A 17210-nucleotide genomic window follows, 5' to 3' on the forward strand; every position below is an offset into this window, starting at 1 on the left:
GCCGTCGTCTTCTACGACGTCAACGATGCCGCCGCTCAACAGTTCGACGAGCTCGTCACGAACTGGGGATGGTTCACCGACGCGACGAAACTGTGGCGAACCGTTGCCTCCGGGCAAGTGCACACCCTCCACCAGCACAAGCGCAACGCTGGGGCGAGCAACATCATCACGAAGGTCGACGCCAGCGCCTCCCTCACCGGTCCGAAGCACCTCGCGACGAACGTGGCCGTGCCCACCGTGGTCGCCGGCAAAGCGAGTATCCACTTCCTGCCGGATCGCGTCCTCGTGCGTGAAGGAAAGGTGTACACCGACGTCTCCTACACGCATCTGGGCGTTCGCGGTCATCAGCAGCGCTTCATCGAGTCTCCGGGCGTCATGCCGCGTGACTCCGTGAAGGTCGGCGAGACCTGGCAGTACGTCAACAAGAAGGGCGGCCCCGACCGCCGCTTCTCCAACAACCCGGTCCTGCCCATCATGCTGTACAGCAACCTCGACCTCACGAGCTCCCGGGGGCTGAACTGGCGGGTGCAGTGCTCCCGCCCTGACGCGGCACCGGCGTTGGGCGCCTCGCTCAGCCGAATGCCGATGCTCGCGTGAGCTTCGAAGCGGAGTTCGATGAGCCGAGATTCCACCGATCTGTGGATGCGGCCCGGAAGGTCGCCGAGGATGTGGCGCACGCCATCTTCTCGCTGAAGCAGTGGGACGACTGGGAGTCGCACCGCCCTGGCGTCGAGCTGACCTTCTACCTGGCGCTCGTCGACTACGAGACCAAGGTGCTGGTGCACCGACTGATGACGTCGCCAGGCGACCGATACATCTGGGAGAAGTACCTCACCCCACCTCCACGAAGCACTCCAGAAGGTGCCGAAACAGATCAGCGACGCGATCCGCGAGACGGGCAGGCCAGGCACCGCCTCACACGCGTCACCCGCCAGCTACATTGCCGCGAACCAGGTGTTGAAAGAGGCGCTGAAGCCCATCCACGCTGACACGGACTTCATGACGACGCTGAGGCAAATCCGGAACTCGGTCGCCGCGCATCACGGTGGTAAAGGTGAGACGAACATGGACGCCAGCATCTATTGGATGCTGACCTCGAGCCAGGGCGTCACCGAGGGGCGGAGCCCACTGCGCAGTCAAGTCCTCGAGTACGCGACGCGCTTCACGCACGCCGTCCAGGACTTCGCTCACTCCCTCTGAGCGGGCGGTGGACCGCGCATGGCCGAGCGGTGAAACGGCCCCAAGAACAGGCCAGAAAAGTGGCCTACGGACACTCTGAGAACATGCAGCGAGAAACCGATCCTGATCTGGAGAAAGCAGATATCCGTGGAACTTTCTCGGGCTTAGCGTGGAATCGCCCTGAAAGCCGGTGGGCGGGATCCCTTGAGGCTCAGGGGGTTCCGGGATAAACGAACACACCCACAGTGTGTCCTGTTCGTTTTTGCAGGGCAATCTGTTCGTGGATTGAAAGAGCCGGTCGGAAAAGGTTTCCGACCGGCTCTTCACGTTTGTGAAGAGCCGGTCGAGCGGTGCCTGGCGCCAGCCATCCACCGTGAACGAGTCGCCTGTCATCACTCTGCTGGTTGTCGTGGCGATCCTCGCGACTGTCTTCTTCGCTGTGCGAGGGGTCGTTCGTTTCATCCATCGACGTCGGCAGCAGCGGGCGAAGGTTCCGTCGTCCCGGGGGAGGTAGTTCGGCTCGGCAACCTGCGCGTCGCTCGCGACGTCACTCGCGCGGGGCGTCGTTCCAGGACCAGATGTCATCTCCACGGAGCACGGCATCAGCCCCGCCGTCGCAATAGATCGTCTGCCCGGCCATGTGCGTGTTGACCGGGCTCGTCAACCACGCCAGAAGCTCCGCGATCGACGAGGCCGGCTGGTGGTAGTTGAGCGGCATCGGCACGGCTGCGTCGACCTGAGCCAAGCCCTCGGGGCTCGCGAGCAGTCCCGAAGTCATGGGCGTGGTGACGGTGCCGGGGGCGACGGCGTTGAGGGGGATTCCAGCGCCGGCCCAGGCCTCGGACACGGACTCGCGGCGAACCCAGCGTGAGAGGGCGCGCTTGCTCGAGGAGTAATTGAGGAATCCCGCTTCGGGCGTGGCAGCGAGCTGACCGCCGATCTCCAACGCCAGGGCCTCGTCGCCGCTGAGGGCGGCATCGACGAGCTCAGCCGAGACGGGCTGCAGCGAGGCCATCGAGGAGACCACCGCGGCGCGCGGTTGGTCGGCGAGGCTGAGCTTCGGCAGCCGGGCCGTGAGGAACTCGGTGACCCCGAAGTAGTTGATCGCCATGGTCTTCGCAATCGGCGCTGCGATGCCGGCGCACGCGATGACCGCATCGATGCTGCCGCCGCTGTGTTCGATGGCCGCCTCGGCCGCGGCGACACGCCCCTCGGGGGTGGAGAGGTCGCCGGAGACTTCGACGCCTGCCAGGTCGACGCCGATCACGGTGTGACCTTGCGAGCGCAAGAGTTCGGCGGTCGCGGCGCCGATGCCGGATGCGGCGCCGGTGACGACATAGGTACGGGTCATGATTCCTCCTGTGTGGGTGGGACGAGCTGTGTGGGTGTGACGGGATCGGAGGGGAGGAGCGCGACGGCGGCGCGGCTGGTCTGCGTCAGCGCGGAGACGAAACGACTCAGGTGCGCCTGGAACGCGATGATCTCTTCCGGCGTCCAACCGGAGAGGGCTCCGCCCACCAGATGCTGGCCCGCGGCGACGAGCCGCGTGTAGGTCTCGGTACCAGTAGCCGTCAGCCGCACTTCGACCGTGCGACCGGAACGCACGCGGTCGACCAGGCCTTGCGCGGACATGCGCGACACGAGCTTCGACGTGGTCGGGTTCGACAGTGCCGCGCGCTCGGCGAGCTGGCCGAAGCCCAGTGCGCCGCCGTTCATGCCGATCAGGTACAGAGCGCGGGTCTCGGCGGCATCGAGCGCATCGTCGATCGTGGCGGCGATCGTCACCTGCAGGTCGCGTCGGGTCCACTCGGCGACGACGCGCACGAGCGCATCGCGAATGTGGTCGATCTCGTCGGGGACGGTCACGAGCTTATGCTATCAGTACAGTTGCGTGAGGCAACTATCCAAGCGCCATGTGAGAGACGCTCACCCGTACGGGGTGAGTGCCTCCTCGCAAACCCTGGTGCGATAGCGCGAGACTTGTCGGCGACAGTCACTCCTTCGTTGCCTTGCGGGGCTTCCCCACGAAACGAGCTCCATGTCCATGACATCTCGGCCCGCTGATCACCGGCTGCGCCGCTTCCTGGTCGCCTTCGTCGCGATCTTCGGCCTCGTCGGGGCCGGACTGGCTGTTCCTCTCGCCGCGCAGGCCGCGGAATCGTCCCTGCGGATCGACAAGCGCGTCGACGACCTGGACACGCAGGATTCCCTCCAACCCGGCGACGAGTTCACCTACACGGTCGACCTGGTGTGTGACGATGTGGACTGCCTCAACGTCGTCCTCACGGACACACTGCCCGCCGAGTTCGCGGGCTTCCAGTTCGTCGGCTCCTCGTACACGCCCTCCACGCTCCCGTTGACCGCGACGACGACCGGGTGCGTCGAAGAAGGCGGCGTGCCGGTCGAGGTCAGCGACGACTGCACGGTCCAGGTCGTCTTCCAGCAACCGGTGGACGGCGGGATCGGGCTCGAAGCGGGCGGGACCCTGAAGCTGAGCGTCGTGCTGCGTGCGCCGCTGGATCTTCCGGCCGATTGGGCGTACAACGGCGACACCGTCACCAACACCGCGACGGCCGATTGGGACAACGGCCCCGGTGACGTTCCTGCGACCATCCAGGACAGTGCGGACGCGGTCGTCACCGTCGAGACCGTCATCGGCGTCGAGGCCAGCAAGAGCTGGACCCCGGCATCGCAGCAGTTCGACCCCGGCGTGACCTCGACCATCACGGTGGGTGCGCAGAACCAGTCGAACATCGGTGGTGACTCGCTCGTGATCCAGGAACCGACGAGCGCAGTCGACGGGGCGGCGACCCTTGGCGCGGACAATCCGTTCCGCATCGTCGACTTCCAGGGCTTCGGGGCCACGACCCTGCCACCGGACGCGACCACCGTTCAGGTCGATGTCTATGTGTACGACGACGGAGCCGGCACTTGGGGCTGGCAGCCGGGCGCTCCGGGAGCGACGCCCGAGCTGCCCGCAGGCGTCGCGCCCGAGGATGTCGGTGGGATCCGGCTGACCTATGCCGGCGGCACGATCGCCTCCGATGCCGCCGCCTCGACCGGCTTCACCGTGGGACAGCGCGAGACGGACCGCAACGACGCGAGCTCGCTCGCGACCGGTGACGCGGTCACGAATGACATCACTTCGACCGTGAACGCCCCGGGTGGCGCGACGGCCAGCGACGATGCGACGGCTCCCTACGAAATAGGACCCCTGACCGTCGACGTCCTCGCCGGGAAGACGATCACCCCGGGCGAGCTCGCGGCCGGCGGAGAGGCATCGGCCGAGCTGACGGCGACCAACACGTCCAACGGTCCGGTGCAGAGTCTGACGATCTCGGACCTCGACTTCTTCGACGCCGACATGGTCTTCGGAGGCTTCCCCTCCGGCATCGACTATCCGACGGGTGCCACCGGGGGCACGATCACCTGGTACATCGACGGCACCGCGCAGGCGCCCATCGCCTTCGTGGACGGTGAGACGCCCATCCCACCGGTGGGCACGGTCACCGGCTTCGCGATCGAGTTCACGGGACAGATCCCGGCGACCACCGTGGCGACCGTCGATGTCGCGATCGAGCCCGGCCTGTCGCTCGTCAGCGAGGCGGAACCGACGCATCAGCGCACGAACACGATCGACGTCACGGCGACGAACGACGTGGGAACCGCCGACAGCGAGGCCTCCGACGACATCGGGGTCTACTACCCGCAGATCGGTGTCACGCTCGACAAGCAGATCACGCCGGGAGGGGCGGTCGAGCCGGGAAACAGTGTGGTCGCCAGCCTGACCGCGACCACCCAGACCGGCGTCGCACAGGTCGATTCGACCGAGATCGTCGTGGAGGACACGTGGCGAGAGGGCCAGACCGACGACTTCTGGAACGCCTTCGACGTCGTGGCGATCGCGCCGACCCAGGTTCCGCCGAACACCACCGCCACTGCCGAGTACCAGCGGCCGGACGGGTCGTGGGTCACGCTCGCCACCGTCAGCACGGGCGCGACGGCGGCGACGTTCCAGATGAGCCGTGCGGAGTTCGCCGCTGCGCTCACTCCGCCGGATGTGCCGTCCGATGTCACGGGTGTGCGCTTCACCTTCGACAATCCGGACGGCTTCCCTCAGGGGTTCAGCGTCGTGCCGAACGTCGTGTTCGAGGCGCGATCCGACCTCCGCGACGGCACAGGCCCGACGGATCCGCGAGACGATCCCGAAGACGAGCAGTCCGCGCAGGTGCCCACCGTCTACGAGAACGAGGCCAGTGCACAGAGCCACGGCGAGGTCGACGGGCTCCCGGACGGCATCGACAGCGACGTCGTCACCGACCAGGACACGATCGGTGTCCAGACTCCCGCCACCGGTGAGGGTGAGGGGGTCGATGCGAACAAGCGGTGGGTCGACGCGAGTGACAAGATCACGGATGTCGACTTCCTCGATGCGCAGTCGGGTGCGATCGTCTCCACACGCAACGAGTGGCGCACCGGCGCTCCCGGCGTCGAGAGCCTCACGCTCTCCGATCCGGCGACCGCTCCGGGGGACGACCCGCCCGGCGCAGCAACGACGGTCTTCCAGGCCTTCGATCTGCTGGCCATCGACCCCGTCACACTCGCCGACGACCCGCTGCTCGCGTGGGACGACATCACCGAGATCCAGCTGTTCGTCGGCGGCGCGTGGACGCCGATCGCCGCTCCGGGCGGATCGTGGATGGGGCCGGACGGCTTCCTCGGCTACACGCTCTCCCCGGAGCAGTCCGCCGGGACGACGGGTGTGCGTCTGGTCTATGAGCCGGATGACACCGCGCGCGCGGCGAGCACGGATCTGACGCGACCCGAGCCCGGTTCCGGTCTGGCCACATCCGCCGTCGGACAGTACCGCCCCACCTTCCTCACCTGGGAACTGCGCAACGTCGTGCGCGACGACACCGTGACGAGCGACCGCTGGGTCAGCGCCGACGAGAACTACAACGATCCCGACCCCGGCATCATCTGGAACAGCCTCCGCGGTGACTGGACGACCGCGGCCGGGACGGGCAGCGACATCGACCAGGACAACGTCACCCTGATCGACCAGCCGCCGCTCGTCTCGGCGGAGAAGAACGCCACACCCGCGACGGTCACGATCCCCGAGTCGGCCGATGTCGATCCCGCGAACTACCCGAACGTGACGTTCGACATCACGGCCAGGAACGACAGCACCGCCCGCGCCTCCTATATCCGGCTGACCGACCCGATCCCCTGCGCTGCGGGTGCTGCCGAGCAGTGCGTGAGCCCGCCGGACGCCTGGGCGGACGACCCCTTCGACGGCGCCGACTACGACCCGGACACCAACCCCTACGAGCACCTCGACGTGCAGTCGCTCGCATTCACCTTCCCGGCCGATCAGGTCGACCCGGCCGCATCGACCGTGACCCTCTGGGACCGCGCGACGGATGGCACACTCTCCACCCGCACGCTTTCGATCACCGACGCGGGAGCGCTCGCCGTCGGTGAGCTTGCCACCGTCGTCGGCGTCGGCGTGGTCTTCCACGGCATCGATCCCGCGACCGAGGGCGGCAGCATCCGGGCCGGGGAGGATCTGGGCATCGAGATCGTCACCAAGGTGCGCCAGTACGAACGCTCGAACGCAGCCCAGCTCGTCGAACCGGGTACTGTCGCCAACGACGTCATCGCCCAGTCCTACGACCCCGTCCTGACGCCGTCGGGAAGTGCATCGACGCCCAACGACACCGCGAACGACACCGTGGTGCTGGTCAGCGCCCTGCTCGACGCGACGCTCGCGAAGACCATCGATCCGGACGCGATCCTCGAGACCGAGCTCGACGACCCCGTCACCGTGACGCTGGAGGCGACGGATGGCGCGTCGACCGCAGCGACCCAGCAGGTGACCATCACCGATGCGGATGAAGACTTCTGGAACGGCGTGCAGCTCGCCTCCGACCCGGCGCTGACCACCGTGCTGCCCGCGGGCGCCGATCAGGTGCGGATCGATGCGCTCGTGGGTTCCAGCTGGGTGGAAGGTGCGTTCGCGGCGACCGCAGCGCTCCCCGCCGGTACCGATCCGGCGCAGATCGTCGGCCTCCGAGCGGTGTTCCGCAACGCCGCCGGCGAGGTCTTCTCACGCACCGCCCCTCCGGAGGATTGGACCGCGCAGCTCGCCTTCGACGTGATCGTGCTGACGACCCAGCGCGACGGATCCGCGCTCGCGCTGCCGTCCACGCTGCCGAACGCGGCGACGGTCGTGAGCGAGAGGCTCGATGGGCTGTTCGCCGACGCAGATGCGCACGCCGACGCCGAATTGGCGATCGACCCCGGTACGCACGAGATCGACGTCGTCAAGTCGCAGCCCGGATCGAGTCACGTCGTCTCCATCGGAGCGAGCCTGCCGTGGACGCTGCAGTTCACGAACACCGGGACCGGATTCCTGACGATCGACCAGCTTCAAGACACGCTCCCCGAGTACCTCGATTGGGACTTCTCTCCGCCGATCTATCAGACCTCTGCGGGCGGGACGCTGTCGACGGACGTGTCCGCATTGATCGACGACACCGGGAAGAACGTGACGTTCACCTGGCCGGAGGGCGGTGACAGGATGTCTCCCGGCGAGGTGTTCACGATCACCGTGAATCTCGTGCTCGCTCCGGGGCTCGCTCTCGACGGTTTCACGACCAACACCTTCGTCGTCACCACCGATGAGGAGCTCACCGCGTGCACCAACACGTCCGGGAACGGCGAGGGCATCGTGCCCGACCTCGACCCCGACCAGTGCGGCACGACGAACTACGTGCAGCCGTCGCCGGGCGGATCTCTCGCCGCATACAAGTACGTCAAGGGTGAGGTCGACGGTGACCTGGTCGACGGTCAGGTCAACCTGAACAACCCCGACGCCGCCTGCCCGCTGGATCCGGACGGCTACACCCGTACGCCGTGCGCTGCCTACACGGCGGTCGGCGCGACGGACGACTGGCGGCTCTCCGTCGTGAACAGCGGGACCGTCGGCTTCGAGACCGTGTCGATCGTCGATCCGCTGCCGCGCATCGGCGACCGGATGCTCGCGACCGGCGCCGCGCGCAACAGCACGTTCGACCCGGTGCTCCTCCCGGAGTCGCTCGCCGCGAACCTCCTCCCCGCCGGAGCGACCGTGTCGCTCGACGTGACGACGTCCGCGTCGCCGTGCGTCGGGACCGGCTCCAGTTCGGCGTGGTTCGGGGATCTGCTCTGCGACACCACCGCCACCTGGGTGCCGGTGCTCTCGTACGCGGGAGCGTGGGAGGAGGTCACCGGCATCCGGGTCACGATCGACTTCACCGCCACTGTGGCCGGCTCCTTCGCGCCGGGTCAAGTGCTCGCGCTGCACTACGAGACGCGGAACGTCCCGGAGTCGACCGCGTACCCCGACCTCGCCCCGATCACGGTTCCCGACGCCGGCGGTTTCGCGTGGAACCAGATGGGCGCCGTGGGGACCGACGCAGGCGGACGCGAGTACTCCGTGGCCCCTGTCCAGGCCGGCGTCACGCTGTTGGACGGCGATCTCGGGGTGCAGAAGGTCGTGGCCGGTGACGCCGACCGGGCGCCCGTCGCCTTCGAGTTCCTGGTCGAGTGCACGGTCGCCGGGGCTCCGCTGGTGCTCCCGGACGACGGCATCCTCCGCGTCTCCAGTGCGAACGACCTGCGAGCGCGTCTCGACGGACTCCCCCTCGGGTCGGTGTGCCAGGTGTCCGAGACCGGAGCAGTGGGCGCGTTCGGCGAGGGATCCCGGATCAACGACGGTCAGACCGTGACGATCACGACACCGGCCACCGACGGCGCGGAACCGCCGTTCTCCCAGATCGCCGCGATCACGAACGTGTATCCCGTCCTGCCGCCGGAACCGGATCCGGGCGGTGGCGGCGGCCTGCCGTCGACGGGGCTCGATGGGCCTTCCGCGTCCCTGTTCGCCGGGATCGGAGTGTTGCTCCTCCTCGCGGGCGGTCTCCTGATCGGTCGGCGGCGTTTCAGAACCGCGTAGCATCCGAGCGGGGCAGCGTGGTCAGGCGCCGGACCGTGTTCCCGCGTCTGCGGACGTGGGGAGCGGTCGTCGCGGGATCCAACACGAGACCCGGTCGCGGTAGGCGCGGAACGCCGAACCGAATCGGTCCTCGAGATCGGCCTCCTCGAGCGGGCGGACCAGCGCGTTCCACACGAGGGAGCCGCTGAGTGCATAGAGGACCACCAGCCAGGAGCCGATCATCAGACCGATGGCCACGCCCTGAGCGATCCCGCCGATCGCCATCGGATTGCGGACGAAGCGGTACGGGCCCGAGATCACGAGCCGGCGGGGCGTCGACGACGGCAGCGGTGTCCCGGCCCCTTGCACGGCCATCGCGGTGGACGACCAGGTCGAGAGCGCGAACGCCGCGGCGAACAGGACGGCTCCGCCGACGCGTACAGCAGGGGGGAAGACGAGCTGCAGTCCCCAGCGCCACTCCATGCCCGCGATGACCGCAGGCAGCGCGACGAGGAACGTCCCCGAGAAGACGAGCGTCTGGAGCGTGGTCTTGGACACGAGCGTCTTGGCACTGGCCTCCGGAGCCGGGCGGAACCGGAACGGCCCGACCAGCAGCCACTCCGACGGTACGCGTCCGAGGAGGAGGACGACTGCGGCAGCCGTCGACCCCGCCGCCGCCGCGACCATCAGCAGGGCTCCCCAGCCCGCGGTCGCCGTCACCGTGGCGTACACGGCCATTCCGACGGTGACCAGCACGGTCCAGGGCGCCGCGACCCAGACGGCCTTCCGCAGCCCGCATGCGATGAGGGCGGACGCGATCACGAAGAGCGGGATGTCCAGCGCAGCGACGATCCCGACGTCGAGCCCGCCCAGCGTCGCGGTGCGCACGGCCGGAAGGGTGAACACCGCGACCCACCAGGCGGTGCCCGCGACGGCTTGGAAGGCGAAGTAGAGGCGCCCCCAGGTCGCGGCGTTGATCGGGGTGGACGCCGATGGTCGCTGGGTCGCCGTCACAGCGGCCAGTCTAGGTGGACCGTCCGTTCGACCGGGAGGCGACGGCTCAGCTGAACAGCACGACGAGATACACGGCGAACACCACGAGGTGTGCGGCTCCGTGCATCGCCGTCACGCGACGGGCGGCGAAGGTCGTCACCGAGAGCAGCAGGGTGACGGCGAGCATCAGCAGGTTCGCCGGAGATTCAGCAAGAACCACGGTCTGGCCGGTGAACATCCCGATGATCAGCACTGCCGGGATGGTGAGTCCCACCGTCGACACCAGGGCGCCGTGGCAGAGGTTGCTCACGCGCTGGACCTCGCCGCCGAGGGCAGCCCGGACGGCGGTGATGGACTCGGGCAGGAAGACGATGCCCGCGATGAGGACCCCGGCGAGGGCTACCGGGGCGCCGAGACGTCCCAGCCCGTCGTCGAGAAGTGCCGCCATGTCGTGCGAGAGCAGCACGATCGGGATGACGGTGACCACCAGCAACGCGAGACGGACGAGGACCTCCGTGCGGTGCTCGGCCACGACCTGACGGATCCCCCGGCCGGCTTCGGTCTCTTCCTGATGCCGCGGGGTCTGCAGCAGGCGCGGGTCGACCTCGGTGAAGTCGCTCGCCTGCGCCCCCATCTGCCGGTACAGGAAGAACGCGTACAGCAGGACGGTGAGGAGGAAGATCGGGATCTCCTGCGCGGTCGTGAAAGACCCGTCCGTGCCGATGAGGGCCGGGAGGCCGAAGGCCAGCGCGATGAGGACGATGAGCATCGACAGATACGCCGACGTGCCGGTGCGGTTGTGCGCCATGCCGCGGTGGCGGAGTCCGCCGAGCAGGAGGGCGAGCCCGATCACGAGATTCAGGATGATCATCGCGACGGCCATGACGGAATCGCGCGCGATGGTGGCGTGCTCGCCAGGACCGAGCATGACCGCCGAGATCAGGATGACCTCGATGACAACGATCGACAGCGTCAGGACGAGCGAGCCGTAGGGGTCGCCGAGTCGATGGGCGAGGGCCTCGGCCTGCTTCACCACACCGAACGCGCACACGAGGATCACCGCGATGATCGCGCCGAGGGCGCCCACGAGGACCGGTGCAGGCACGGGGGCGGCCAACACCGGGTGCAGCAGGAGGAGGGCCGCGAAGGCACCCCATCCGAGGACGATGCGGACGATGTCCGTGCCGCTGATCAACTGTCTGAGCTCTGTGCGTGACATCGCGGGACTCCTTCGAGGTGGGGTCGTCCCCGAATGGTGATCACGATCGGGTCGTCCCGATCGCGACGGCGCGTCAGCGCTGTGAATCGCGCGGTCCATTCTAGCAAAAATTTCCCGGTCAGGAGGAAATTTGACTTCCTTGGGCAACGGGCTATGGTCAGAGGTTACGCCAGCCACAGAAGGGGAAGCGAGCAACCATGTCAGGCAAGTCCATCCAGGGTCGAGGAAGCAAGAAGGCGCCGCAGCTCACTCTCAAGGAGAAGCGTGCGGCCAAGCGCGAGAAGAACGCACCAGACGAGTTCCTGAAGCCCCGCAAGGGCGCGAAGGGCTGAGTGAACTCCGTCCCGGCGGGGGTGACGGGGCCGGAATCGCGTCGCCTCCGCCGGGCCTCAGGGAGAAGCCCCCTTCCCGAGGGCGGATTCGAGCACGCCGATGGTCTTCATCGCACCCTCACTCCCCTGAGCTCTGGCGGAACCGCCGTTCCCAATCGCGCAGCTCCGAGCGGCCGATGAGGGAGTCCAGCGACACCTGGAAGAGCAGCCCCTTGCGGGCGTTGACCTGCTTGATGTTGTCGACGATCTGCGTCGTCACGCCCGTCAGCGCCTCGCGCACTTCACCGATGCGCTCGCCCGGGGCGTCCCACAGATCAGGGCGCGTCAGCAGATCGAGCAGGTAGTCGGGTTCCAGGGCTGCGACGAGGCGTGCGAGCTTGTCGGAGTACTCGGCTTCCGCGAGCGCGATCTGGTCGGTCTCCGCTTTGGCATCGAGCCGGGTGAAGAGCTGCTCGACGTGCGAGGCGAGCGCATCGATGCCGCGCGCCGTCTCCGTAGCGGTCGGGGAGTTCGGCAGGTTCGCATAGTCGCTGCGGAGTTCGCGCAGACGAGTCACCCGGAGGCGGATGCCGGGAGGCACCGGGTCCACCGCCGTCAGGGGATCAGGCCTGCGGCGTCGTCGGGCGAGAAGCGCGATCGCCGTCCCCGCGGCGGCCACCAGCACGGCGCCCCCGATGATCACGGGGAGCAGCCAGTCCGCTCCTCCCCCACCGGCACCCGCTCCGGGCGAGGACGGCGTCTCGTCGACGATCTGCTTTACGGTCTCGACGAGCGCGGTCTGCGTGTCGCCGTCCGCGGCCGTCTCGTTCGTGTTCGCGATGAACAGGGCCTGATCGGCGGCGAGCGTTGTGGAGGCGGCCTGGAGGTCGTCCCCGATCGCGAGCACCACGGTCGGCTGATCAGCGGCTCCGACGAGCCTCTCGAGGATGTAGGTGCTGTACGGGCTGTCGATGCCGGCATCTTGCGGCAGCACCACGACCGCGACCGATCCATCGGAAGGCACGACTCCCGTCAGCGCTTCGGTCATCCCGGAGCTGTCGGAAACGGCGGGCGACACGTACACGTCCCCCGCTCCGAGACCAGCGATCGCGTCGTCGATCCAGCCGGAGCCGGATGCCGTGGTGCTGATCATGACCACCTCAGAAGTTGTTGATCACGGAAGCGAAGACGAGGTCGATGCGTTCGGCGTCCGAGGCGTCGAACATCTGGCCTCCGGTGGCGTCGGCGATACGCTGCAGGGCCGAGGTGTCGGCACCGGATCCGTAGGCGATCGGGAAGATGCGAACGGGTGCGTCGGTGCCGCCCTCCTTCGAGCTCCTTCCGATCTTGGCGATCAGCGAGTCGAGTGACGTGGTGGAGTCGGTGTCCTCCCCGTCGGAGAGGACGACGATCGCGTTGATGCGTCCGGGTTCGGCACGCTCGCTCATGGCCTCGTACGCGGTGAGGACCGCGTCGTACAGCGGCGTGCCGTTGCGCTGCGCGTACCGGAGATCATCGAGCGAGGAGTCGAGCTTCTCGCCGTCGGCACCCAGCGGCGTCACGCGACGCAGTACCTGGACACCCTCGCCTGCCGTGGAGTCGACATCGGTCGTGAACGCCCAGACGCCGATCTCATCGGTTGAGCGGAAGTGGTCGAGTGTCGTCTGCGCGCCCTGGATCGCACCGTCCAGGCGTGAGCGTCCGTCGCCGATCGGCTCGTCCATCGAGCCTGAGATGTCGATCAGCTCCAGCACCGAGGAGGGTTTGCGCACCTGGGTCCACTGGTCGATGGCGGTCGAGATCACATCCACGTCGGGCTTGGGCAGCGTCACAGCGGGCTGAGCCGGGTCGACCCCGAAGGTCGCGGTGAACAGGTCGCCCAGCGGGACCGAGTCATCGAGCGGACGGAATCCGTACTCGGGGAGGATCTCCTGGGCCGCCTTGCTCTGCAGGAAGGCGGCGAAGGCCTCACCGGCGGTGCGCTGCTCCGCTGTCACCCACTCGGCGCCGAGCACGGTGACAGGGTTATCGGACCACATCGAGCCCCCGGACGGGTAGACGGCGACGAGCTTGGTCTTCGGCGGGGTCAGCGTCTCCCCCGGCTGGACGGTGTGGGAGTCGGGGTTGCCCTTGTTGTAGTTGAGGAGCGATGTTTCCTCGAGCGCGACGGCCGACACGTACGCGGAGCCGTTGGCGCCGTTCTGCGTCTCGTCGTACAGGGTCGAGAGCACGTTGCCGGTGGTGTCGCCGTAGTGGATCACGCACTCCTCGAACACGCGCGAGAAGTCGGCGGCGGCGTCGACATCTGCAGCGGTGAGACCTTCGTTCTTGTCGGACGCCTCATAGGACTGCATCAGGATCGTCGAGAGACCGGTGGTCGAGGTGTTCGGGTTGGTCTTCGAGATCTTGAACGCGCCCCAGATGTCCTTTCCGACGGTCCCCCATCCGTCGGGGTCCTGGCACAGGCCCTCGAGGTCGGTGATGCTGATGGGCTCGTCCGGCCACCCGAGAGCCTTGGCCATCGGTTCGGGCATCCCGAACACGACCGGAGTTCGTGTGAATGACGCCGGCGAGCCGACGATGTTCGCCGAGGTCGCGGCGCTCACGCGGTCGGTCCAGACCGTCGATGCCGGCGACCACAGCGTCGGCCACAGCGCACGGTCGTCGGTCGGCCAGTCCTCGCCGGCGGTGAGGTAGCGCGCGGCGTTGCCGGACGACACGTTCGTCGGCCGCACCGTGGCGCACGTGTCGAGCGCCTTGTGCTCTGGAGAGTCCTTGAAGGCGGCCGCGAGCTCGTCGAGCATGTTGACCTTCTCCGAGGACGTCGCGATGGCGATATGCGTGCACCCGTCGTCGGGGAAGCCCTGGTTCTCGGAGGGGGTCGGCACCTCTTCCCCGCCCACGCACGCTGCCAACGCCAATGCGAGGACGGCCGCCGTCGCCAGCGCGGCGCTCGTTCGCCGAGGGATGTCTCTTCGTGCAGTGCGTGGCGCGCTCATGCGCCTAGGCTACCCAGGTACCGACCTGGCGATCACGCCGTGCCCGCGCGCATGAACTCCTCGGCGGCCTGGACCTGCGCCGCAGTCGGTCGGATCCCGGTGTACAGGACGAACTGTTCGAGCGCCTGCAACGTCGCCACCTCCGCCCCGGTGATCACCGTCGTTCCCGCGGCGCGACCCGCCGTGACCAAGGGTGTCTCCGCAGGGAGCGCGACGACGTCGAACACGACGGAAGCCCTGGAGACGGCAGCTTCCGAGAACGCGAGTGCGTGCTCGTCGGGGCCGCCGGCCATCCCGAGGGGCGTGACGTTGACCAGGATGTCGGCTCTCGTGTCGGCGGCGTCGGGTCGCCACTCGAACCCGTACAGCTCGGCGAGTCCGCGCCCGCGCTCCTCGTTCCTCGCGACGACCGTGACCTCGGTGAATCCGGCATCCCGGAAGGCCGCAGCCGTCGCCTTCGCCATACCTCCCGATCCGCGCAGCAGCACCGATGCGGCGGGATCGAGCCCGTTGCGGGTGATCAGCTGGGCGATCGCCGTGTAGTCGGTGTTGTAGGCCGTGAGCTGGCCCTCATCATTGACGATGGTGTTCACGGAGTCGATGGCCGTGGCGGACGGGTCCATCCGGTCGACCAGTGCGATGACGTCTTCTTTATAGGGCATCGAGATCGCGCACCCGCGGATGCCGAGCCCCCGCACGCCGGCGATGGCCTGTGCGAGGTCGGTCGGAGCGAAGGCCTTGTAGATCCAGTTCAGGCCGAGCGCTTCGTAGAGGTGGTTGTGGAAACGTGTCCCGTTGTTGCTCGGCCGCGCCGACAGCGAGATGCACAGCGTCATGTCCTTGTTGAGCAACGTCACCGTTTCAGGCTACTCGTGCGCCGGCGTCCCGTTCTCGTCGGAACGGAGTCCATGGCGGGATCGTCCCTCCTCCCCTATGGTGAAGGTGCATGCACACGGGGATTGATCGTCCCGTCTCTCCCCAGGAGACGGAAAGCCCACCCCAGGGGTAAGACGATCCGTGCATGCGATTGGGCCCTCTCGAGTAGTTCAGTCCCCAATGGGCTACTCGAGGGGGCCGCTATCGTCGTCCTCCACCGATTTTTCGGATTTGTCCCCCAAAAGGGGGACAAGGGCTCCGAAAAGAAGCTAGGCTGTTTCCGACGCACCCTCCGGTCGTCTTCGGCCCTCATCGCTCCCCCCGCGGTGAGGGCCACACCATTTTCCGGGCGGGGTCCCCGTCCCACCCACGCGTCCGCCTGCCGGATCACAGCCGTGTGCCGCTCATGCAACATTTGGATTACCTTCTGCCCGCGGCTATTCCCCTCGGGGTCTCCTCCACTAGCGTTAGCGGTGTCGGGGCATCCCTGCGTCGGCTTTTTACCCAGCAGAACAGGCAGTACATGAGCACCCAGGGCACGGTCAAGTGGTTCAACTCGGAGAAGGGCTTCGGCTTCATCTCCCCCGACGACGGAGGCGCTGACGTCTTCGCGCACTACTCCGCCATCCAGTCATCCGGCTACCGGTCTCTCGAAGAGAACCAGCGAGTCGAGTTCGATGTGGCGCAGGGCCCCAAGGGCCTGCAGGCAGAGAACATTCGCCCCGTCTGAGACGGGCGAGACACAGAACTCCCCGCACGGAGCGCGTCACGAGCGCGCTCCGTCGGGGAGTTCTGTGCTTCTGCCGGGCGATGAGGTCGCACGGGCGCGATGAGCGACGCGCCCGCTGACCGCCGGCTCGCGGTCAGCTGCCGAGCAGCAGCGTACGCAGTTCGGGGACGGAGCTGACGCGGAATGCGGCGTCGTCTCCCTCGTGGGGGTCGCTGAAGCCCCACTCGACGAAGATCACGGGCACGTCGTTGGCCGCGCCTCCCTCGACGTCGTGGTGCCGGTCGCCGATGAGGACCGGATTCGAGGTGTCGGCGCCGAGATCGCGCAGGCGGCGCAGCGCCTCGGCGACGATGTCGGTCTTCGACGCGAGCGTGGCCTCATCCGGCGTCGCGCCTACGGTGGTCAGGAATGCCGGTCGCAGACCGAAATGGTCGACGAGCGCGTCCACCTGGTTCTCGGGCTTGGAGCTCGCGGTCGCCTGGGGGACGCCCACGGCGTGGAGCTCGTTGATGAGGTCGGTCACGCCCGGGTAGGTCGTCACGTCCGTCGTGTACCCGTCCGCCTTGCCGAGTGTGCGGTAGAAGGCGACCGCTTCTGCCGACTGCTCGGGTGTCATCCCGGCCTGCTCCTGGAACGACTGGAACATGGGAGGCCCGATCCAGTGCACCAGCTCCTCGCGTGTCGGCGCCGGGTGGCCGAAGTGCGTGAGCGCGATGTTGAGCCGACGGAGGATGCCGACGGACGCATCGACGATGGTGCCGTCGACGTCCCACAGCACGCAGGAGTAGGGGGAGTGGGGCATGCTCCCAGCCTAGGTGTTCTTCCCATGGAGGTTGTGGGCAGCGTGGGCTGGTGGAATGAGGTGAGGACCTCCGGTATCGATATGGGTTACCACACTCATTCGATCGACAGAGGTCCTCATGTC

General features: G+C 67.7%; 14 protein-coding genes. 6 read left to right on the forward strand and 8 right to left on the reverse strand.

The window, feature by feature from the left end; translation table 11 throughout:
- Positions 1 to 117 precede the first annotated feature (117 nt).
- From LC041_RS16900 to LC041_RS17260, 3 genes are all read left to right on the forward strand, one after another.
- Entirely contained in the window at positions 118 to 597 is a 480-nt protein-coding gene (locus LC041_RS16900; RefSeq protein WP_226534284.1) for a hypothetical protein, read from the forward strand.
- Positions 594 to 989, forward strand: a complete 396-nt coding sequence (locus LC041_RS16905) for a hypothetical protein (RefSeq protein ID WP_226534285.1) — start codon at positions 594 to 596, stop codon at positions 987 to 989. Before LC041_RS16900 ends, LC041_RS16905 begins: the two co-directional genes overlap by 4 nt.
- Positions 990 to 1065: 76 nt before the next feature.
- The gene (locus LC041_RS17260) at positions 1066 to 1200 is read left to right on the forward strand and encodes a hypothetical protein (protein WP_264189508.1); all 135 of its coding nucleotides are present in this window, start codon (positions 1066 to 1068) and stop codon (positions 1198 to 1200) included.
- Positions 1201 to 1726: 526 nt separating this feature from the next.
- Here LC041_RS17260 and LC041_RS16910 read toward each other — a convergent pair.
- Together LC041_RS16910 and LC041_RS16915 are read right to left on the reverse strand one after the other, a co-directional pair.
- Positions 1727 to 2530, reverse strand: a complete 804-nt coding sequence (locus tag LC041_RS16910) for an SDR family oxidoreductase (protein ID WP_226534286.1) — start codon at positions 2528 to 2530, stop codon at positions 1727 to 1729.
- Positions 2527 to 3045 carry a MarR family winged helix-turn-helix transcriptional regulator gene (locus LC041_RS16915; RefSeq protein WP_226534287.1) on the reverse strand — a complete coding sequence of 173 codons (519 nt, stop codon included), beginning with the start codon at positions 3043 to 3045 and terminating at the stop codon, positions 2527 to 2529. Before LC041_RS16915 ends, LC041_RS16910 begins: the two co-directional genes overlap by 4 nt.
- A 172-nt stretch (positions 3046 to 3217) precedes the next feature.
- Here LC041_RS16915 and LC041_RS16920 point away from each other — a divergent pair, with 172 nt between their 5' ends.
- Positions 3218 to 9178: a DUF5979 domain-containing protein gene (locus LC041_RS16920; RefSeq protein WP_226534288.1), complete on the forward strand. Its 5961-nt coding sequence runs from the start codon at positions 3218 to 3220 to the stop codon at positions 9176 to 9178.
- A 21-nt stretch (positions 9179 to 9199) separates the two neighbouring features.
- Here LC041_RS16920 and LC041_RS16925 read toward each other — a convergent pair whose 3' ends face one another.
- Both LC041_RS16925 and LC041_RS16930 read right to left on the reverse strand, forming a co-directional pair.
- Positions 9200 to 10171, reverse strand: coding sequence for a methyltransferase family protein (locus LC041_RS16925; protein WP_226534289.1), 972 nt, complete (start codon positions 10169 to 10171; stop codon positions 9200 to 9202).
- Between the two features lie 46 nt (positions 10172 to 10217).
- Positions 10218 to 11369, reverse strand: coding sequence for a calcium:proton antiporter (locus tag LC041_RS16930; RefSeq protein WP_226534290.1), 1152 nt, complete (start codon positions 11367 to 11369; stop codon positions 10218 to 10220).
- A 197-nt stretch (positions 11370 to 11566) separates the two neighbouring features.
- On the opposite strand from LC041_RS16930, the gene LC041_RS17265 reads away from it, so the two are divergent.
- On the forward strand, positions 11567 to 11701 hold the full coding sequence (locus LC041_RS17265; RefSeq protein ID WP_256535463.1) for a hypothetical protein: 135 nt from the start codon (positions 11567 to 11569) through the stop codon (positions 11699 to 11701).
- A gap of 118 nt (positions 11702 to 11819) precedes the next feature.
- Here the strand turns inward: LC041_RS17265 and LC041_RS16935 are convergent, their stop codons facing one another.
- Genes LC041_RS16935 through LC041_RS16945 form a run of 3 tightly spaced genes read right to left on the reverse strand, consistent with a single transcriptional unit; the run spans position 11820 to position 15536 of the window.
- Positions 11820 to 12833, reverse strand: a complete 1014-nt coding sequence (locus tag LC041_RS16935) for a hypothetical protein (RefSeq protein ID WP_226534291.1) — start codon at positions 12831 to 12833, stop codon at positions 11820 to 11822.
- Positions 12834 to 12840: 7 nt separating this feature from the next.
- A complete protein-coding gene (locus LC041_RS16940) occupies positions 12841 to 14679 on the reverse strand; it encodes a substrate-binding and vWA domain-containing protein (RefSeq protein ID WP_226534293.1) in 1839 nt (612 codons plus the stop codon).
- A gap of 32 nt (positions 14680 to 14711) precedes the next feature.
- Positions 14712 to 15536 (reverse strand): shikimate 5-dehydrogenase, encoded by an 825-nt coding sequence (locus tag LC041_RS16945; RefSeq protein WP_226534295.1) that lies wholly within the window; start codon positions 15534 to 15536, stop codon positions 14712 to 14714.
- Between the two features lie 542 nt (positions 15537 to 16078).
- Here LC041_RS16945 and LC041_RS16950 point away from each other — a divergent pair.
- Positions 16079 to 16285, forward strand: coding sequence for a cold-shock protein (locus LC041_RS16950; RefSeq protein WP_017203899.1), 207 nt, complete (start codon positions 16079 to 16081; stop codon positions 16283 to 16285).
- A gap of 133 nt (positions 16286 to 16418) precedes the next feature.
- Here LC041_RS16950 and LC041_RS16955 read toward each other — a convergent pair whose 3' ends face one another.
- Positions 16419 to 17087 carry an HAD hydrolase-like protein gene (locus LC041_RS16955; RefSeq protein ID WP_226534296.1) on the reverse strand — a complete coding sequence of 223 codons (669 nt, stop codon included), beginning with the start codon at positions 17085 to 17087 and terminating at the stop codon, positions 16419 to 16421.
- Positions 17088 to 17210 lie beyond the last annotated feature (123 nt).

It is taken from the genome of Microbacterium paraoxydans, assembly GCF_020524545.1.
Taxonomy (GTDB): Bacteria; Actinomycetota; Actinomycetes; order Actinomycetales; family Microbacteriaceae; genus Microbacterium; species Microbacterium paraoxydans_C.